The following is a 17,974-nucleotide window of genomic DNA, read 5'->3' on the forward strand; positions in this document are numbered from 1 at the left end:
ATAACCTGTGTAAAGCTGAGTCGAGCCAATGAAGCGGCCGCAGAGTACGGTGTGCGCTTCCGCCTGCGAGCGCCCGGGTGCCCGTGTTCGAGTCACAATCGCGGCCTGATTCGATACCAGGTAAAAAGCACCGCCAGCAAGAACGCGACATAAGCGAGCACGAACACCCAGCCCGGCAAGTCGTAAAACAGCCAGGCGCCGACCCAGCGCTGTATGAACCCTTGCGGCCCCGCCGTTCCAGTGCGCAGATAGTCCTCCAGAACGGTCAACGGGCACGGCACATCGAGCACTGCGAGGGTCGCCACGATGCCGATGGCGAGAACATGTGTCGTCCTGAATGTTCGATTGCGCGCCCACGGGAGTCGCAACCCGTAGGCGATCCAGATCGCGAATAGTCCGCCCACGATGAACACCACGATCAGCGCGTGCAGTACGAGAACAATATTGGCGAGCCAGATCATTCAGCTTCCACCGGGGGAGGATCTTAAAGACGGCGTCGATCAGATTTGGACTGACGGAAGAACGATTCGTGCGGCGAATCCGCGTCGGTGTATCGAGCGTTCGAGGCGGGGGCAATTCTGCCTGCGAGGTTTTTACGACCCCGCAGGCACGATGTGATGTCTTCAGAATCGCAAGACCGACCTCAAGGCACTCGCTTGAGAATGCCGCAGCATGTCACTGCCCATTGCCATACAGATCGAGCAGCATCAACGTCACGCCATTGGTCCACCCGAAGCCGTCCTGCAGCGGATACTCGCCCCCACCGCCACCGCCTTCTCCCGCACCCTCGACGACGTACTTCTCGACGAGCTTCTGCTGCGTGTTGTAGACGTTCTGGACGTCCGCGAGAAAGCGCGTGCCGATCGGCTGAGCGAGGTCGGCGCGTCCGTAGCGCTTGAGGCCCTGAATCGCGATCCAATGCAACGGCGCCCAGCCGTTCGGCGCATCCCATTGCTGCGTGGTGTTATAGGTCGACGTCGCGAGGCCGCCCTGTTTGAGCAGCACGTTCTGCACGGTCCGCGCGGTCTTCCACGCGCGATCGGGCCACGCCACGCCCGCCATCAGCGGATACAGCATCGCCGGTGTCTGGTTGTCGCGTGACTTGCCGAGTTGCCAGTCGTAGTCGCCGTAGTAGCCGTTGCTGTTCCACAGATAGCGGTTGATGCCTTCCGCGCGCCGCGCCGCGTGGCCGATGAACTGCGCGACGCACCGGAAGTCGCGTGTCTCCGAACAGCCGCGCGCGATCGTCGTCTCGAGATGGAACAACAGGCTGTTCAGGTCGACCGGGATGATCGATGTCGTGCGCACCGTGGCGAGCGTCTGGTTGTCGCCGAACCAGCGCGAGCTGAAATCCCAGCCGCTTTCGGCGGTCGCGCGCAGATCGCGGTAGACCTGGCTGGCCGGCCGCCCGCTCGCCTGCGCGGTCTGCACGTCCTCGAGATACGACTCGTCGCGCGGCGTGTCCAACTCGTCCCAGTAGCGGTTCAGCACGGTGCCATCATTGAGCACGACCACATTGCGCGTCGCGCCGCCGCGTGGCGTGCTGGTCGAGCCCTGCATCCAGTACGCGTACTCCTTGCGCAGTTCGGGCAAGTACTTCTGATAAACCTTGTTGCCTTCTTTTTGCGCCGCGAGCTCGACCATATACGAGTAGAACGGCGGCTGCGAGCGGCTCAGATAGTACGTGCGATTGCCGTTCGGAATATGCCCGAACGTGTCGATCATGTACGCGAAGTTGTCGAGCATGTCGTCGACGAGATCTTCGCGCCCGGACTCCTGCAGCCCCAGCATCGTGAAATAGGTATCCCAGTAGTAGCCTTCGCGAAAGCGGCCGCCCGGCACCACGTATGGCTTGGGCAGCGGGATCAGCGAGCTGTAGTCGGGCGCGCTCGTCGTCGTGCGCGTGAGGCCGTTCCAAAGCCAGTCGATGTGTTCGCGCAAACTCTGGTTCGGCGGCGGCGTGATGCTCTGATCGGGCGGCGGTGTGAAGTACTGGCTGACGAATTTCTGCAACGAAAAGCCGGGCTGGTTCTTCTGCGTTTCGTATAACTGCACGATCGCGGCGGGATTGCCGTTCGGCGTTGCGTCGACGAACGTCTTCTGGTCGGCGAAGATCTGCGCGGTTTGCACGGCGACGAACAGATCGCCGTACAGAATGTCGGGCGCGGGCGGCAGCGTGCCGCCCACCTGGGTATCGGCCAGACTGCTCGCGGACGCGAAGACGAGCGAGGCAATACAGGCGACGCCGAGCGTGATCGGCGAACGCCGCAGCACGAAGTACTTATTTGAGCCGGGGAAGAGATGCGCGTTTGATGCGATGCTGATGCGAGACAGTGATTGAATGCTCATGATGCCTCCAAGGTTGTGGGCATTTCACTGGTCTCATCGCACGCCATTCGATGCCGTCTCCCGGCGACACGCGAGTCCGACACGAGGTGGCCGGATCAATGGCTCCGAGAGCATCGCACGCTTTCGAAGCATCAGGCAACTGCGGCGCAGCGCATCCTGCATGCACTCAGCATGAAGAATGAAACGTGATGAACGAAGGGGAGGGTGCGCGCAATCGCGTATTTGCGCGTGCTTCGTGATTTGAAGCAATGGAAGTGTCGATCGCGAGCGGTTCCGCGAGAGAAACCGCTCATCGAGCAAACGACGTACCTGCGTCGACCATTCGGCAGGCCGGCGCGGGTACGCGAGAACAACGAGAAAATTACTGCGCGATAGGCTGCGTCACGTCCGTGCCGAACCAGTGCATCGAGATCTTTTTCAGCGTACCGTCCTGCTTCAGTTGGGTCAGCGCATCGTCGAGCGCTTTCGCGAACTTCGGATTGTCCTTGCGGAACGGGATGCCCATTTCCTGATCGGCGCCTTTCAGCACCGCGCCCGTGCGCAGCGGCAATTGCGAGTTCTTGATGATGTACGGCAGCATCAGCCGATCGTCGATCGTCGCGTCGATACGCTTCGCGGCGAGATCGCGCAGCTTCTCGGGCGCGCCCGGATAAGTCTGCACGTTGATGCCGGGCACCGCGCGCGCCATCTGGTCATAGTTGGTGCCGAGCGTCACGCCGATCTTCTTGTCGCCCTTGAACTCGTCGAGCGATTTGAACTCACGCTTGTCGTCCGCCCGTTGAATCAGTTGCGCGGCCGAGTAAGTGTACGGCTGGCTGAAATCAAGAACCTGTTTGCGTTGCGGGGTAATGGTGACCTGATTGATGATCACGTCGAATTTGCCGCTTTGCAGCGCCGCGATAATGCCGCTCCACTCGGTCGGAATGAACTCCGGTTTTACGCCGAGCTTCGCTGCCACGGCCTTCGCGACATCGACGTCGAAGCCTTCCAGTTGACCGTCCTTGTTGCGCGAGTCGAACGGCGGATAGGTGCCTTCGAGACCGATCTTCAGGACTCCGGCCTGTTTGACCGAGTCGAGCAGATCTTCGGCATGCGCCGCGACTGCAGTAAAGCCGAGGGCGGAGATGGCCAGCGCGTTAATCAGCAGCTTCGAAAGTTTCATTGAGTGTCTCCTCTGTACTTGAGTATCAGGCTGCACAACGCAACGATTTCATCATCGTGTTTGCACCTACGACAGTCTCCCTCCGTGGAACAAGTCGGGGTGCGGGCGTCATCCTAGCACTCCAAAAGTCGTCTGTTTCATCTTTGTTCGGAGGCGGACGCGCGGGGATGAAACTCCGGTTTCGAAAAATCGCAGAACTCCCGCGTAAGGCTCGCGACGTGCGAATAGAGCGGCTGCGGTCCGTCGCTGCGATAGACCGCGTAGTACCGCACCGGCGGCAGCTCCGGCTGCGAATGCAATACCGTGAGTTCGCCTTGGCGAACGAATTCGGCGAAATAAAGCGCGGGCAGGTAGCTGACGCCGACACCCGCGATCGTCAGCGAACACAGCGAGATCAGACTGTTGCCCGCGAACGCGCGGCGTATCGAGACGTTGTTCGACTCGAACCAGCGCTCGTAGATCGCGTCCACGCCGGAAGTGCCGGCCTGCATCAGGATCGGCCACGCGGCGATCTCGTCGAGCGATAGCGTGCGCGCTTCGCCGACCAGCGACGGGCTGGCCATCCACGCGAGATGCATCTTGCGCAGCGGTATCGACGTGAAGCGCGGCGTGCGGATCGGGGTCGGCGCGATGATGAAGTCGATCTCGCCGGCGAAAAGCCGCTCCGTCAGTTTCGTGCTGACGTCGATCTCCGGCTCGAACGACACCGCCGGATACGCGTGCCTGATCTCGCGCACGAGGCGGGGCAGAAAGGTCAGCGCGATCAGCTCGGTAATGCCGATGCGAAAGCGCCGGACTTCCTCGACCTGCTTGCCCATCCTTTCGAGCAGCCGGTCGCGCGATTGCAGCATTTCCTCCGCGGTGTCGAGCAGCTCGCGGCCTTTCGGCGTCAGGCGAGGCGCGCGGTGGCTGCGATCGAAGAGCGGCGTCGAGAAAAAAACTTCCAGTTCGTTGACGCGCTTCGAGATCGCGGACTGTGTCGTATGCAGGCGATCCGCGGCCGCGGCGAAGGTGCCGAGCCGGGCCACCCAGTAGACCGCTTCGAGCTGCTTGAGGGTGATCACGTAGGTCGGAAGTTCAGTGGCGGGGAGAAGATCTGGCCCATGCGCCAGTTCGGTGATAACCCGCAGTATCGAATGCGGCGCGGCGATCTGGCAAGCGTCCAGGCTGCGAACCAGGAATTTTTTTCATGGATGGAGATGCCGATTTCTCCGCGTTCGCCACATTTGTCTTTGCGATACTGTGCCGATAGCGCGTTGAACGGTGCGCCAACGCGGAGTCTAGCGACGAGATCGAGGCCATGTCGGGAAAAACCCTGTCTGAAAAGATTCTGTCGGCCAAAGCGGGCCGCGATGTTCGCGCGGGCGACGTCGTGATCTGCGAGGTCGACTACGCGCTGGGCACCGACGGCTCGATTCCGATGGCCATCGATTACTTTGCCGCGATGGACGGTGACCGGGTGCACGCGCCGCACAAGCTGCTGTTCGCGCTCGATCACTACGCTCCCGCGCCGAGCCCGAAAGCCGCATTGTTGCAGGCCGGCATCCGCCGCTTCGCGAAAGAGCAGGGTATACGCCTGTTCGACATCGGCGAGGGCATCGGCCATCAGCTCGTCGTCGAAAAGGGCTTTGCCGCACCGGGTCGCCTGCTGGTCGGCGCGGACAGTCACTCGGTCACGTATGGCGCGGCGAACTGCTTCGCGACTGGCATCGGTTCGTCGGATCTGGCGGGCGTCATGAAGACCGGCAAGGTTTGGCTCAAGGTGCCGACCTCGATTCGCGTGAACTTGCGCGGCCGGCTCGCGCAAGGCGTCTATCCGAAAGACCTTGCCCTCTACCTCGCTCAATTGCTCGGCAACGACGGCGCCACCTACGAGACGCTCGAATTCGCCGGCGACGGCGTGCAAAGCCTCGACTTCGAGGACCGCCTCGTGGTCGCCAACATGTCGGTCGAACTCGGCGCCAAGAACGCGATCTTCCCGTACGACGACGCGTGCCGGCGCTACCTCGAAGGGCGCGTCGACGACCTGTCCGGCGCGGTCAGTGCCGACTCCGACGCAATCTATTCCCGCACGCTCGACATCGATCTCGCGACGCTGGAGCCATATGTCGCCGTGCCGCACGAGGTGTCGAACAACGTGCGGGTCGGCGCGCTCGATACGACAACCGTGCAGATGGTGTTTCTCGGCACCTGCACCGGCGGCCGTACGAAAGACTTCCGCCAGGCGTTGAACGTATTCCGTGAGTTTGGCGCTCCCGCCGACGGCGTTCAGCTCGTAGTGACGCCAGCTTCGCGCGAGGTGCTGCTGGAACTGACGCGCAGCGGCGAACTCGCCGAGCTGATCGCGCTCGGCGCCGTGATCGTGACGCCGGGGTGTGGCGCGTGCTGCGGCACGAGCGGCGCGATTCCCGAGGACGGCGCGAACGTGATTTCCACCGCCAACCGCAATTTCAAGGGACGTATGGGCAATTCGAGCGCCAATATCTTCCTCGCGTCTCCCGAGGTCTGTGCGGCGAGCGCGATCGCTGGGCGCATCGTGAGTCCTCGCAAGCTTGGCGCTGGAGAACAGTGAACATGACCACTTCGATCAGCGGCAGGGCGCGGTGCTTCGGCGACAACGTCAATACCGACTACATCATTTCGTCACGGCGCAAGCGGGAATCGCTCGATCCCGCCGTGCTGAAACAGTATCTGTTCGAGACGATCGCGCCTGACTTCGCCGCATCGGTGCGCGCGGGCGACATCCTCGTTGCCGGCAAGAACTTTGGCTGCGGCTCGGCGATGGAGGTGGGCGTCACGGCGGTGGTCGGCGCCGGCATCAAGGTCGTGCTCGCGCAAAGCTTCGCGCGCACTTACTTCCGCAACGCGGTGAATAACGGGCTCTACCCGATCGAATGCGACACGAGCCGCATCGGCGAAGGCGCTGCGTTGCACATCGAGCTGGGCGCGCGAGTCATCGTGCGCTGCGCTGGCAATGCCGAGCCGGTGCAGGCCGCGCCCATTGCGGCGGAGATGCTCGCCATTCTCGAAGCGGGCGGCCTCGTTCCGTACCTGCTTCGACACCCGGCTTTCTGATCACCGTATCCGTAGCGAGGAAGACATCCATGAGCCATTCGAACAAATTAGGATTCCGCATATTGCCGATGCCCGCGCCGATTCCGGCTGACATGATCGACGCATTCGGCACGATCGTGACGCCGCATATCAGCGACAACATGCAGCGCCTGTGCGGCGTGATCGGCTTGCGACGCTATCACCGCGAGAAGAAGCTCGTCGGCCGTGCGCTGACGGTCAAGGTGCGCCCGGGCGACAACCTGATGATCCACAAGACGATCGATATCGCCGAGCCCGGCGACGTGATCGTCGTCGATGGCGGCGGGGAAGTGACGCAGGCGCTGGTCGGCGAACTGATGCAGATGCATGCGCAGGTGCGCGGCGTGGCGGGCTTCGTGATCGACGGCGCGATACGCGATGTCGCTGCCTTCTATCACGCGGATTTTCCGTGCTTCGCGCGCGGCAATACGCATCGAGGGCCGTTCAAGGAAGGCCCCGGCGAGATCAACGTGCCGGTTGCGATCGGCGGCCTCGTGATCGAGGCGGGCGATCTGATCGTCGGTGATGAAGACGGTCTCGTCGCGGTGCCCGTGGCTCGGCTCGACGAAGTGCTGCAGGCGGCGCGCGCACAGGCGCAGCGCGAACAGCAGCGCAAGGAGGCGATTCTGGCCGGACAGGACAAGCGCGGCTGGATCGACGCTTATCTGAAAGAGCAGGGCGTGATCGTCTAGGCACCGCGAACGCGCACGATTAAAGCGAAAGGCACACACATGAAACTGATTGCAACGCGTCTCGACCGGATCAAACCCTCGCCGAGTTCGATGGCGACCGCGCGCGTCAAGGAACTGCGCGCGGCGGGGCGCGAGATTATCGGACTCACGGTCGGCGAGCCGGACTTCGATACGCCGCCCCATATTATCGAAGCGGCGTACGACGCGATGAAGAGCGGCAAGACGCGCTACACGGTGGTCGACGGTACGCCCGAATTGAAGCGCGCGGTGCGCGACAAGTTCGAGCGCGAAAACGGCCTGATTTTCGCGCAGGATGAAGTGAGCGTCGGCAATGGCGGCAAGCAGGTCATCTTCAATGCGCTGACCTGCACGGTCGACGAGGGCGACGAGGTGATCGTGCCCGCGCCGTACTGGGTGTCGTATCCGGACATGGTGCTGCTCAATGGCGGGCGCCCCGTCATCGTCGAATGCGATGTCGATAGCGGCTACAAGATGACGCCGGCGCAACTGGAGGCTGCGATCACACCGCGCACGAAATGGCTGGTGCTCAATTCGCCGTGCAATCCGACCGGTGCGTCGTATACCCACGGCGAACTGGTGGCATTGGGCGAGGTGCTGAGCCGCCATCCGCACGTGTGGATTCTGACCGACGACGTGTACGAGCATCTGATTTACGACGGCCTCGAATTCGCCACGTTCGCGCAGTGCAATCCGCATCTGCAGGAACGTACGCTGACGGTCAACGGCGTATCGAAGGCCTATGCGATGACCGGTTGGCGCATCGGCTTCGCGGGCGGTCCGAAGACGCTGATCAAGGCGATGGCGAAGCTGCAATCGCAAAGCACGACGAATCCATCGGCGATCAGCCAGGCGGCCGCGCTGGCCGCGCTCAATGGTCCAAAAGGTTTTCTCGCCGACTGGCGCACACAGTTCCAGCGGCGGCGCGATCTGGTGGTGGACAGCCTGAACGCCATCGACGGACTCTATTGTCCGCGTCCGACCGGCGCGTTCTATGTCTATCCGTCATGCGCGGGCGTGATCGGGCGGCGTACGCCCGACGGACGCGTGATCGCCAACGACAGCGATTTCGTCATGTACCTGCTCGAATCCCAGGACGTCGGCGTGATCCAGGGCGCGGCATTCGGCTTGTCGCCGGCATTCCGGATCTCGTTTGCGACGTCGTACGAGCAGCTTCAGGAAGGATGCCGGCGGATCGCCATCGCGTGCGAATCGCTAACGAGAGATGCGTGAAGGAAAGCTGATAATAAATCTGCCAAGGAGACACCATGCATACGCTGATACAACGCGCGCTGCCGGCGCTGCTGATAGGCTGTTTGACGCTCGGCGCACACGCGCAGGATCTGACGGGGCGGCTCGCCAATATCAAGGCGCGCAATACCATCGTGCTCGGTTACCGCGAATCGTCGTTGCCCTATTCGTACTATGACAACGAGCAGAAGGTGGTCGGCTATTCGCACGACATCGCGCAGCAAATCGTCAAGGAGATCCAGCAGGCGATCAATGCGCCATCGCTGCAGGTCAGGATGATTCCGGTGAACGCGCAAAACCGCATCCCGCTGGTGCAGAACGGCACGATCGATCTCGAATGCGGCGGCACGACCAACAATAAGGAGCGCGCCCAGCAGGTCGGATTCTCCAACACGATTTCGGTGACCGAAACGCGGCTGCTGACGAAAGCCAATTCCGGGATCCATTCGTTCAACGATCTGAATGGCAAGACCGTTGCCGTGACGGCTGGCACCACCTCGGAGCGCTTTCTGCGCAAATACGTCGAGGAGAAGCACGCGAACATCACGGTGGTCGCCGCGCGCGATCATAGCGGCTCGTTCCTGAACCTCGAAACGGGACGTGCACAGGCCTTTTTCATGGATTCGGACGTGCTGTCGGCGGAACGTGCAACCTCGTCCAATCCGGCCGACTACGTGGTGACCGGCGATCCGCAAACGCACGAGGCGATTGCCTGCATGTTGCCGAAGGACGATCCCGCGATGAAGGCGATCGTAGACCGCGCGATTGCGAAGATCGAACAGAGCGGCGAAGGCGAGAAGCTCTATAAAACGTGGTTCATGTCGCCGATTCCGCCGAAAGGCATCAATCTCGACATGCCGATGAGCGACACGATGAAGGCCGTGTTCGAGCACCCGAACGATCGGCCGATGGATGATTGAGCGCGCTGGGTGTCGACGCTGACACCCTAAGCCCTCACCACGGTGACCCCGGCCGCTTCGAGCGGCTTGGTCAATTCCACGCTGGTCTTTTTCTCCACCACGATGGTTTGCGCGAGCGTGATCTCGCCGATCACGAACTGCGACGCGGCGTTCAGTTTCGACGCCGACGCGAGCACGACCGTCTCCGCCGCGCGCGCGGCGAGCGCGCGCTTGATGGCGGCTTCCTCGAAGTCGCCGGTGCTCAGCCCCGCGCTGGGATGCACGCCGGTCACGCCCATGAAGTACAGGTCGGCATGGATGCGCGCAATGCCTTCCATCGCCGCGGCGCCGACCGCGACGATCGAATGTTTGTAGAGCCGCCCGCCAATCAGGATCACCTCGACACAAGGATGTGCGGCCAGCGCCGTCGCGACGCTCGGACTATGCGTGACGATGGTCGCGTGCAAATCGGCCGGCAGTTCCTGGACCAGTAGCGCCGACGTGGTGCCGCCGTCGACGATCACGGTTTGCCCCGGCGCGATCAACTCGACCGCTCGCCGCGCGATGCGCCGCTTGGCGAGCGTCTCGATGTCCTGACGTTGCTCGAACGACGCGAGCGCCGCCGACGCGGGCAGCGCGCCGCCATGGACCCGCTGCAAGCGCCCCTCCGCGGCCAGTTCGCGCAGATCGCGGCGGATCGTATCTTCCGACACGCCGAACGCCGCGCTCAGCTCGCCTGCCAGCACCTGGCCGTTGCGCGCGAGTTCGTCGAGGATCGCTTTCTTGCGTTGGGTCGTCAACATTGGGCTGCACGAAATATCTTGAAATTGCACGAAGTTGCACGATACCATGAATCATCATCCATGGTCGACAGGAGGCACCATGACTGCAACGAAAGACCGGGTTCGCATCGTCGGAACGACCTTGCTGTCGGACGACTGGTACACGCTGAAGAAGGTCACGTTCGACTTTCTGCGTCGCGACGGCACATGGCAGCGCCAGAACCGCGAGACCTACGATCGCGGCAACGGCGCGACGATCCTGCTGCATAGTCCGCGCACCGGCAACGTGATACTGACGCGACAATTCCGCATGCCCACCTTCGTGAACGGTCACGACGGCATGATGATCGAAGCGCCGGGCGGCCTGCTCGACAACGCTTCGCCGGAAGAGCGCATCCGCCTCGAAGTCGAGGAGGAAACGGGGTATCGCGTGGGGCAGGTTCACAAGATTTTCGAGGCCTACATGAGTCCGGGATCCGTAACCGAAAAGCTCTACTTCTATGTCGGCGAGTACGACGCGTCGATGCGGATCAACGATGGCGGCGGCGTCGAGGAGGAAGGGGAAGATCTCGAGGTGATCGAAATGCCGTTGCAAGCCGCGTTAAGAGCGGTCGACGCGGGGGAAATCGTCGACGGCAAGACGATCATGCTGTTGCAGTACGTCGCTTTACGCGGGGTTGCCTCAGCGCGCGCAGCCTAGTTGCGTCGCGAGTTCGTGCAGATCGCCGACGACGAAGTCCCACGCCTCGTCCGCCTTCAGATCGCTTGTCTGCTGCGGGCCATGCTCGGTCGGCCGCAGCACGAACGCGGTGCTCAGACCGACGCGTCGGGCGGCGGCGAGATCGTTGTTGTGCGCGGCAACGAGGCATAGCTCGCGTGGCGGGATGCCGAGAATGTCTGCCGTTTCGCTATAGACCTGCGGCGACGGTTTATAAGCGCGGACTACCTCCGCGCCGAGAATGGCATCCCAGGGCAGACCGGCGCGCTTTGCCATGTCGACCATCAGGCGAATGTTGCCGTTCGAAAGAGGCGCGATGATGAAGCGCGCCTTTAGCCGTTGCAATGCGTCGACGGAATCGGGCCATGGGTCCAGCCGATGCCAGGCGAGGTTCAACTCATCGATGTCCGGCTCGGGCACGTTGGCGATGCCGAAGCGCGCCAGCACTTTGACGAGGTTTTCCCGGTGCAGTACGTCGAGACGCACATACGGTCGCCGTCCGCTGCGCACTTCTTCCATCGCGGGCGAATACTCGCGTCGCCATGCGTCCGCGAAATCGGACGCGTCGAGATTCGGTGCATGTCGCTGCAGAAACGCTTGCGCTTCGCGTGCGACGCCGCTTCGCCAGTCGACCACGGTTCCGAAGACATCGAACACGAAAGCTTTGATGGCGGTTTGATGCGTCGAGTCGATGCCCATGACCTTCCTTTTACGGCAGTGGCAGGAACGATCCATCTTAGGCGAAAAGAAAGCACGCGTTGCTATCATCGCTCGACCAATCACGACGGGGTGACTCAATGGCGACCGGTGACGCTTCGAGCGCGACGCAGTCCGTATGGAACGCGATGCGCGACGACTCGACGCTCGAGCCGAACGCATCGGCGGTGGAAATCGGCGGATGGATGATTCCGCTCGATCCGAACGCGAGCGCTGCCGATTATTTTCTGCTTACCGAGGACGAACCATGCTGCGGCGGATGCGTGCCGCGCGACCCGTTGCGCTGCATCGAAGTGACTTCACACGATTCGCTCGAACTCGACGGCGGTCCCGTCCGGCTGCGCGGCCGTCTGATCCGGCTCATCGACGATCCGGCCGGCTGGCGTTATCGGCTCGAAGCGGCGCGGCGCGTGTCGGAGCCGATGCACGCATCGGGGAGCGGCGCGGGCATGAGCCGGCGCGCGTTTCTCGCGAGCGGCGCTGCATTGAGTCTTGCGGCCTGTGCGCCGGGACGCTTCGCGGGCTACACCGATTCGCACGAGCCTGACCCGGCCGAGCCGCGCGACAGCGAAGCTGCGCAGTGGCAAGCTGCCGCCGGTGCGCTGACCATCGACATGCACAGTCACGCCGGCCATCTGATCGTTTCGCGCAATCCGAAGCTCGGCGCGCATCGGCGTTTGACGCCGGTCAGCGCGCCGATGCGCGCGGGCGGCATGAACGTGATCTGCCTCGCGATCGTCACGGATACCGTCGTCACGCGCGTGTCCGCCGACCGCAAACGCTTCGAGGCATGGCGCACGCCGCAGCCCGGCGAGCTTTATCAACTGGGTCAGACCGAGTTTGCTCGTGCGCACGAGTTGATCGAGCGCGAGCGACTGGTCGTCGTGACCGATGCGGCGATGCTCGCGTCCGCAGACCCGCGGACTCCACATGTGATCATCGCGTCCGAAGGCGGCGATTTTCTCGAAGGCCAACTGGAGCGTGTCGACGAAGCGTATTCGCAGCATCAGCTGCGGCATTTGCAGTTGACGCATTTCCGCGTCAACGAACTCGGCGACATTCAAACCGTGCCACCCGTGCATGGCGGTCTCACCGATTTCGGCGCGGACGTCGTGCGCCGTTGCAACGCGCTAGGCATCGTCGTGGACGTCGCGCATGGCACGTACGACCTGGTGAAGCGCGCGGCGTCCGTCACGACGAAGCCGCTGGTGTTATCGCACACGGCAGACGGGCGGCGTGATCGGCGTGTGGCCGAGTTCGGGGACGTTCCACAATCTCGATGGGATGGCGCACGGCTTCAAACGGATGGTCGACGTGGTCGGCGTCGAGCATGTCGGACTCGGTACGGATATGTACGGCTTCATCTCACCGCCGGTTTTCCGCGACTATAACCAGTTGCCGGCTTTGGGGGCCGCGCTGCTTTCGGCCGGATTCTCGCAGCAGGAAAGCGAATTGCTGTTGGGCGGTAATTATCGGCGCGTGTTCGAGGCGTCGATGGGGTGATCTGCGCGGCGAATGCACCATACGTGCGAGGCAAACGTCTCCCGGTTGGCTCCTAACTTCGATCGGGCCTGCCCGGTCGAACTACCCAAGGAATCCTGATGCCCACCCCGAACTCACTGCACCCCTTTGCCTTCGTCCTCGCCGTCCAGGACCTCGACCGAAGCACCGCGTATTTCCGCGACGTGCTCGGCTTCCACGCGGACTGGGCCGACGCCTCCGATTGGCGCCTGCTGTCGCGAGGCCAGGTGCGCGTCATGCTCGGCTCTTGCCCGGACGCCGTACCGGCCTCGTCGATCGGCGATCACAGTTACTTCGGCTACATGGAAGTCGACGATGTCGACGTGCTTCACGACGAGTTCGTTCGGCAACGCGCGCTGATTGTTTCGCCGCCGGCGGACCGTCCGTACGGCATGCGCGAATTCGTCGCCGCAACGCCCGACGGACACCGCTTCGTGGTCGGCCAGGCCGTCGTGCGGAAATAGGCGCGCGGACAGCGGGCGGGAAGCGAAAGCGGCAGCGGATCGTGTCGACGCCGTCTACGGGTTTTGCCTGGTCTCGTGCGTGTCGATTCCCGCAACGCGGGCGCGTCGTGACAGTATGTTCAACCCACTCCAGTGAAAGGCACACTCATCATGGCTACCGGAACCGTCAAATTTCACCGTGTTTTGCGCACGACGCCCGAGCGTATCTATAGCGCGTTCCTCGAACCCGCCGCGATGGCGAAATGGCTGCCGCCATATGGTTTCACCTGCGACGTGCATCAGATGGATGCGCGCGTCGGCGGCACCTACCGGATGTCGTTTCGCAACTTCGGCTCGGGCAAGGGTCACTCGTTCGGCGGCGAGTATCTCGAACTGGTGCCGTTCGAAAAGATCCGCTATTCGGACCATTTCGACGATCCGAATCTGCCCGGTCAGATGCACACGACCGTTTCGTTGCGGCAGGTGTCGTGCGGTACCGAATTGAACATCGTGCAGGAGGGCATCCCCGAAATGATTCCGGTCGAGATGTGTTACCTCGGCTGGCAGGAGTCGCTTGCGCAGCTGGCGAAGCTGGTCGAGCCGGAGATTCCGGACTGACACGTCGGCGCGGTTCCATACCGCGCCGGCCGCACTCGACCACTCAAGCCGGGAACGTTCGGCGTATAGACGGCGCCTCGGCTACATCGTCGGAATCACGCTCGGCGATTCCAGATGGCTCTCTACCCGCTTGATGCCGGGCACGTTCTCCGCGGCGACGCGGATTGCGCGTTTCTCCTCTTCGGATTCGATGATGCCCCACAGATGCGCGACGCCGTCCTTGACGAATACGCCGTGTTTCGCGAGCCCCCAGCGCTGTCCGTGCATCTCGCGCAGGATTGCGTCACGCAGGCTCGCATCGTCGTGCGAGCCTGTGTCGATTGTTGGCTCGACGGCCGCGAGTGCGCGGATCAGGTTGGAGCGGCTGACGATGCCGACGAGCTGTCCATCCTTCAGCACCGGCACGCGCTTCAGATGCCGGCGTTCCATCAGATCGGCGATCTGGTGCAGCAGCATGTCTTCGGGAATCGAAATGACGTTCTCGCACATCACGTCGCCGACGACATGCCCATGCTCCTTCACATACCTCGCGGCCTGCTCGCGCGCCGACGACGACAGCAACTCGAGCCACCAGCGACGTTTGCCGTGCCCGGTGCCGTTTTCCACACGATGCAGCAGATCGCCTTGACTGACGATGCCTATCACCTGGCCGTCAGCACCGAGCACCGGCATGCCGCTGATGTGGTGATCGACGAACAGCTTCGCTGCGTCGTGGATGGTCATATCCGGTGTGGCGGTGATGACCGAAGAAGTCATGATGTCGAGCGCGCGCATGTTCTTCCCCTGTGCGGGCGCGACGAGTCCTCATCGGTTGCACGCGTCGCGCGATTTCGGCAGACGCACCGGCGGCGGGCCCGCTCAGTGCTGAGGCGCCTGATCCGGTGTTCAACGCAGCGTCGCTCGGGTCGCGCGCGCTTCACGCTTGCGGCGGGTGAAGCACCTCGCACGGCGTGTCGTCGTCGCGACACCGGGCACGACGAACCGCCGCGGTTCTGGCGCGGCTGCGCGGACCCCGATCGGCCACGCGGCGCAGCCTCAGTCCATCAAAGTGATCGTGTTGTGGCTGGCGGTCCGGAGCGGCGCGATGCCGTCGGCGCATGGATACGCAACAGCCTGTTGAGGAATGCGACACGCACAGAGTGTAGGTTAACTTTGCCGGGCGGGATGGCAAGCGAGGGAGATTTTGCCGCTGGGAAAGGGAGACGGCAGAGTCGCCGGCGAAGCGTTTTCTACGCGTGATTAACGGTGGAGTGGGTTCCGAAAGTGATGACGCGTGGTGCGTTGCGGCAATATTCAGGTTGCTGTGGAACCCAGGACCTTTTGCGCCGAGGCGTTTTGACTTCAGCATTGCCCGCTCAAAGCGGTGGGCAAGGTTCGCTGACGAACCACGCTTGCGCGCGAGCTTCGTCAGCACTTGACGGCGTGTCGACGGAGCCGGATTCGATGAGATCGATCAAGGTGGTCTGCACTTCAAGCAACGGCGTCGCCGTCACGGCGGTCGCTACCCCGTCGGATTTCGGAAGCAGTCCAGCGAATGCCGCGATTCCCGTCGCGCAGGTCGCGACGAGTAGGGCGGCAGCAAGCACGGCTGCACTGCCGCGAACCGCTCGCTTGGGCGCGAGGTCTGCAAAACATCGCATCATGGCTATCTCCAGTTGACGCGGTCTTTGTATGCAAAGGCTGTGCCGACGCAGGGGCCTGCCGGGAAGCATGCTGCCGGCCGCCTGCACCCTTGTTGACTGCTGTCTGACGATGGCGACGCGAACGCGGTGGTGGGACGCACCGTACACCTTGACCCGCTGCGACGACCCGAACCCAACACTTCCCTGCAACGAATCGCCCCGCAAGGGTTGAATGTTTGCCCGGCAAGTGTTCAGAAATTGTCCGGTTCCAACCGCTTGAACGGCTTGGAACCCTGGCGACAATTCACTTACTGCGAAGTACCACTACAAGAAGAACGAATGACCAACTACCCATTTGCAGTGCGAGCCATTGCCAACGACTTCGCAAGCCCCGCCTGTGGGGGATACGCACCGATATACCGTTTCCTCCTACTGAACAGCTGTACTAACATCCAGTAACGGTTCGAGCACTGACGACCGGGGCGGCGCCGGGGAGGCAGGCGTGCTTCCCTCCAGGAGGACCAGGATGAAAGAAAACTCGTCTCGGGAAATCGTCGAACTGCTGACAAAAGTGGTCGGCCGGACCGCTACGCATGTACCCAGGGGGCAAACCCGCCGGAGTGCCTCGAAAGCGAATGACCGGCTCGAAGAGATCAAACGGAACAGCGCGTTCGCTCGCCAGTACGAGTCCGCACCGGAACCGCTACGCGAATTGGTGATGAAGCGGACCGTAGAAGTGCATGATCTGGCAATTTCCCAGGATTACACGGGCGCCCTCACAGCCCTCACGGCGGTCGTCGCTTTTCTTCATCGACATCTCGTCGACGACTCGGGCTCGGTGACGCCACCCAGCAAATTGGCAAGCATCGATCTGGACGCCGTTCACCAGGCGCTTCTGCTTGGAGGTCTGCCGGGACAGTCGCAGCAAGACCCGGATGACGACAACCCGCCGCCAGTGCGTCGCTGAACTTGCCAGGGGATAACCTCCGATGCTCTCGGGCCTATCGAAACTGCTGGACAAGGCATTTATCCTCGGCTTCTTTTTGCCGGCCCTGCTTGGCTTCACAGGCTTTCTCGCAGCCAACGCGGATATCCCGGCATTTTGCGAGTTGCTGAACAAGGCGAGCTCGGACAGCGAAAAGGTTGGAGGCTTGTTCTATTTCGTCATAGTCGTATGGGTTCTATCGCTGATCCTGCTGGTATCGAACAACTGGTTTTATCAGGTTCTCGAAGGATACAAATGGCCATTCGATCGCGAGGCGTGGAAGCGCGAACAGCGCAATCGCCGCAAGCGTCAGCTGGACCTGATAGATCGCCTCCGTACGGAACTCGATACGGCGAACAGTACGATCGAGCGGCTTGAAGACTCAAAGGAATCGTCGGAATACAGAACGGCAGAATCGACCAGAACCACCGTGAGGGCGAGGTTGTACCGCACCCAGGAGCAGAACGCCCGTGATTTCCCCCGGTATGAAAATCTTGTCCTTTCTACGGCCTTTGGGAACACGTTGCGGGCATTCGAGGGTTACTCGAGCGAAGTCTATAAGGTTGACAGCATATTCGTATGGCCGCGTCTTCTTGCAGTCATCCCAAAGGACTATCAAGCCGCACTTGCGGACGCGAGAGCTCCGGTTGACTTTCTGGTCGGGCTCGTCGTTCTGGGTACGTTCACGTTCATCTTCACCTTCGTGCGAGCGATCGACATGTGGCTCGTAGAGGGGCTGCCTGCTAGTTGCCTGTTGGCTGATCTGTTGCGCAATGCTGCGATTGCGGCCGCCATTGCAGCAATCGCGTATCGGCTTGCCATTCTTGCGGCAAGAAGCTGGGGCGATGTCGTCAAAGCAGCGTTTGACCTTTATCTGCCGGCACTCGCCGAGCAGTTGGGTTTTGTTCTCCCGACATCCCAGGCTGCACAGCGTAAGTTTTGGGGCGCATGGAACATGCAGTTCCGCTTCCATGCACCGGCGAATACCGCGGGGTGGACACGTGTCAAGCCCGCGACGCCACCGGTAACGACACAGGCTGATGGGGAGGAAGCGGACTCGGCAGGCGAAAGCGATGAGATGCGCGGAGGTTGACCGTCGAATCC

Annotated in this window: 17 protein-coding genes and 1 pseudogene; 11 read left to right on the plus strand and 7 right to left on the minus strand. The window is 62.2% G+C overall.

What is annotated here, in order from left to right; genetic code table 11:
• Window positions 1–92 precede the first annotated feature (92 nt).
• The 4 genes from EVC45_RS11250 to EVC45_RS11265 form a co-directional block, all read right to left on the minus strand.
• Window positions 93–461 carry a DUF2784 domain-containing protein gene (locus EVC45_RS11250; protein ID WP_129958065.1) on the minus strand — a complete coding sequence of 123 codons (369 nt, stop codon included), beginning with the start codon at window positions 459–461 and terminating at the stop codon, window positions 93–95.
• Window positions 462–675: 214 nt separating this feature from the next.
• Window positions 676–2,349, minus strand: coding sequence for an alpha,alpha-trehalase TreA (gene treA, locus EVC45_RS11255; protein WP_129958066.1), 1,674 nt, complete (start codon window positions 2,347–2,349; stop codon window positions 676–678).
• Window positions 2,350–2,710: 361 nt separating this feature from the next.
• On the minus strand, window positions 2,711–3,511 hold the full coding sequence (locus EVC45_RS11260; protein WP_129958067.1) for a transporter substrate-binding domain-containing protein: 801 nt from the start codon (window positions 3,509–3,511) through the stop codon (window positions 2,711–2,713).
• 137 nt (window positions 3,512–3,648) lie between these two features.
• A complete protein-coding gene (locus tag EVC45_RS11265; protein ID WP_129958068.1) occupies window positions 3,649–4,575 on the minus strand; it encodes a LysR family transcriptional regulator in 927 nt (308 codons plus the stop codon).
• A 236-nt stretch (window positions 4,576–4,811) separates the two neighbouring features.
• Between EVC45_RS11265 and EVC45_RS11270 the strand changes: the two genes are divergently transcribed.
• Genes EVC45_RS11270 through EVC45_RS11290 form a run of 5 tightly spaced genes read left to right on the plus strand, consistent with a single transcriptional unit; the run spans window position 4,812 to window position 9,485 of the window.
• The gene (locus tag EVC45_RS11270; RefSeq protein WP_129958069.1) at window positions 4,812–6,083 is read left to right on the plus strand and encodes an aconitase/3-isopropylmalate dehydratase large subunit family protein; all 1,272 of its coding nucleotides are present in this window, start codon (window positions 4,812–4,814) and stop codon (window positions 6,081–6,083) included.
• 2 nt (window positions 6,084–6,085) lie between these two features.
• Window positions 6,086–6,586: an alpha-IPM isomerase gene (locus EVC45_RS11275; RefSeq protein WP_129958070.1), complete on the plus strand. Its 501-nt coding sequence runs from the start codon at window positions 6,086–6,088 to the stop codon at window positions 6,584–6,586.
• Window positions 6,587–6,615: 29 nt separating this feature from the next.
• On the plus strand, window positions 6,616–7,296 hold the full coding sequence (locus EVC45_RS11280) for an RraA family protein (protein WP_129958071.1): 681 nt from the start codon (window positions 6,616–6,618) through the stop codon (window positions 7,294–7,296).
• A 39-nt stretch (window positions 7,297–7,335) separates the two neighbouring features.
• The gene (locus EVC45_RS11285; RefSeq protein WP_129958072.1) at window positions 7,336–8,547 is read left to right on the plus strand and encodes an aminotransferase class I/II-fold pyridoxal phosphate-dependent enzyme; all 1,212 of its coding nucleotides are present in this window, start codon (window positions 7,336–7,338) and stop codon (window positions 8,545–8,547) included.
• Between the two features lie 35 nt (window positions 8,548–8,582).
• Window positions 8,583–9,485, plus strand: a complete 903-nt coding sequence (locus EVC45_RS11290) for a transporter substrate-binding domain-containing protein (RefSeq protein ID WP_129958073.1) — start codon at window positions 8,583–8,585, stop codon at window positions 9,483–9,485.
• Window positions 9,486–9,511: 26 nt separating this feature from the next.
• On the opposite strand, the gene EVC45_RS11295 is transcribed toward EVC45_RS11290, so the two are convergent.
• Complete coding sequence (locus EVC45_RS11295; RefSeq protein ID WP_168991445.1) at window positions 9,512–10,267, minus strand: DeoR/GlpR family DNA-binding transcription regulator; 756 nt, start codon at window positions 10,265–10,267, stop codon at window positions 9,512–9,514.
• A 79-nt stretch (window positions 10,268–10,346) separates the two neighbouring features.
• Here EVC45_RS11295 and EVC45_RS11300 point away from each other — a divergent pair, with 79 nt between their 5' ends.
• Window positions 10,347–10,946 carry an NUDIX domain-containing protein gene (locus tag EVC45_RS11300; RefSeq protein WP_129958075.1) on the plus strand — a complete coding sequence of 200 codons (600 nt, stop codon included), beginning with the start codon at window positions 10,347–10,349 and terminating at the stop codon, window positions 10,944–10,946.
• Here the strand turns inward: EVC45_RS11300 and EVC45_RS11305 are convergent.
• Window positions 10,929–11,663, minus strand: a complete 735-nt coding sequence (locus EVC45_RS11305) for a haloacid dehalogenase type II (RefSeq protein WP_129958076.1) — start codon at window positions 11,661–11,663, stop codon at window positions 10,929–10,931. The genes EVC45_RS11300 and EVC45_RS11305 overlap by 18 nt on opposite strands.
• A gap of 632 nt (window positions 11,664–12,295) precedes the next feature.
• Here EVC45_RS11305 and EVC45_RS11310 point away from each other — a divergent pair.
• From EVC45_RS11310 to EVC45_RS11320, 3 genes and pseudogenes are all read left to right on the plus strand, one after another.
• Window positions 12,296–13,184: pseudogene (locus EVC45_RS11310) on the plus strand (dipeptidase).
• Window positions 13,185–13,282: 98 nt separating this feature from the next.
• On the plus strand, window positions 13,283–13,666 hold the full coding sequence (locus EVC45_RS11315; RefSeq protein ID WP_129958077.1) for a VOC family protein: 384 nt from the start codon (window positions 13,283–13,285) through the stop codon (window positions 13,664–13,666).
• 150 nt (window positions 13,667–13,816) lie between these two features.
• Complete coding sequence (locus EVC45_RS11320) at window positions 13,817–14,263, plus strand: SRPBCC family protein (RefSeq protein WP_129958078.1); 447 nt, start codon at window positions 13,817–13,819, stop codon at window positions 14,261–14,263.
• An 81-nt stretch (window positions 14,264–14,344) separates the two neighbouring features.
• Here the strand turns inward: EVC45_RS11320 and EVC45_RS11325 are convergent, their stop codons facing one another.
• Window positions 14,345–15,037: a CBS domain-containing protein gene (locus EVC45_RS11325; protein WP_129958079.1), complete on the minus strand. Its 693-nt coding sequence runs from the start codon at window positions 15,035–15,037 to the stop codon at window positions 14,345–14,347.
• Between the two features lie 1,374 nt (window positions 15,038–16,411).
• Here EVC45_RS11325 and EVC45_RS11335 point away from each other — a divergent pair.
• Window positions 16,412–16,852, plus strand: coding sequence for a hypothetical protein (locus EVC45_RS11335; RefSeq protein WP_129958081.1), 441 nt, complete (start codon window positions 16,412–16,414; stop codon window positions 16,850–16,852).
• A 22-nt stretch (window positions 16,853–16,874) separates the two neighbouring features.
• Complete coding sequence (locus tag EVC45_RS11340; protein ID WP_129958082.1) at window positions 16,875–17,963, plus strand: hypothetical protein; 1,089 nt, start codon at window positions 16,875–16,877, stop codon at window positions 17,961–17,963.
• Window positions 17,964–17,974 lie beyond the last annotated feature (11 nt).

It is taken from the genome of Paraburkholderia sp. UYCP14C, assembly GCF_004197395.1.
GTDB lineage: Bacteria > Pseudomonadota > Gammaproteobacteria > Burkholderiales > Burkholderiaceae > Paraburkholderia.

What these genes read in the sequence shown, in the direction of transcription:
- EVC45_RS11325 (WP_129958079.1), bottom strand. Translation starts at nt 15,037, where the DNA reads ATGCGCGCGCTCGACATCATGACTTCTTCGGTCATCACCGCCACACCG.
- EVC45_RS11300 (WP_129958075.1), top strand. Translation starts at nt 10,347, where the DNA reads ATGACTGCAACGAAAGACCGGGTTCGCATCGTCGGAACGACCTTGCTG.
- EVC45_RS11335 (WP_129958081.1), top strand. Translation starts at nt 16,412, where the DNA reads ATGAAAGAAAACTCGTCTCGGGAAATCGTCGAACTGCTGACAAAAGTG.
- EVC45_RS11270 (WP_129958069.1), top strand. Translation starts at nt 4,812, where the DNA reads ATGTCGGGAAAAACCCTGTCTGAAAAGATTCTGTCGGCCAAAGCGGGC.
- EVC45_RS11275 (WP_129958070.1), top strand. Translation starts at nt 6,086, where the DNA reads ATGACCACTTCGATCAGCGGCAGGGCGCGGTGCTTCGGCGACAACGTC.
- EVC45_RS11250 (WP_129958065.1), bottom strand. Translation starts at nt 461, where the DNA reads ATGATCTGGCTCGCCAATATTGTTCTCGTACTGCACGCGCTGATCGTG.
- EVC45_RS11320 (WP_129958078.1), top strand. Translation starts at nt 13,817, where the DNA reads ATGGCTACCGGAACCGTCAAATTTCACCGTGTTTTGCGCACGACGCCC.
- EVC45_RS11305 (WP_129958076.1), bottom strand. Translation starts at nt 11,663, where the DNA reads ATGGGCATCGACTCGACGCATCAAACCGCCATCAAAGCTTTCGTGTTC.
- treA (WP_129958066.1), bottom strand. Translation starts at nt 2,349, where the DNA reads ATGAGCATTCAATCACTGTCTCGCATCAGCATCGCATCAAACGCGCAT.
- EVC45_RS11340 (WP_129958082.1), top strand. Translation starts at nt 16,875, where the DNA reads ATGCTCTCGGGCCTATCGAAACTGCTGGACAAGGCATTTATCCTCGGC.
- EVC45_RS11295 (WP_168991445.1), bottom strand. Translation starts at nt 10,267, where the DNA reads ATGTTGACGACCCAACGCAAGAAAGCGATCCTCGACGAACTCGCGCGC.
- EVC45_RS11315 (WP_129958077.1), top strand. Translation starts at nt 13,283, where the DNA reads ATGCCCACCCCGAACTCACTGCACCCCTTTGCCTTCGTCCTCGCCGTC.
- EVC45_RS11260 (WP_129958067.1), bottom strand. Translation starts at nt 3,511, where the DNA reads ATGAAACTTTCGAAGCTGCTGATTAACGCGCTGGCCATCTCCGCCCTC.
- EVC45_RS11285 (WP_129958072.1), top strand. Translation starts at nt 7,336, where the DNA reads ATGAAACTGATTGCAACGCGTCTCGACCGGATCAAACCCTCGCCGAGT.
- EVC45_RS11280 (WP_129958071.1), top strand. Translation starts at nt 6,616, where the DNA reads ATGAGCCATTCGAACAAATTAGGATTCCGCATATTGCCGATGCCCGCG.
- EVC45_RS11290 (WP_129958073.1), top strand. Translation starts at nt 8,583, where the DNA reads ATGCATACGCTGATACAACGCGCGCTGCCGGCGCTGCTGATAGGCTGT.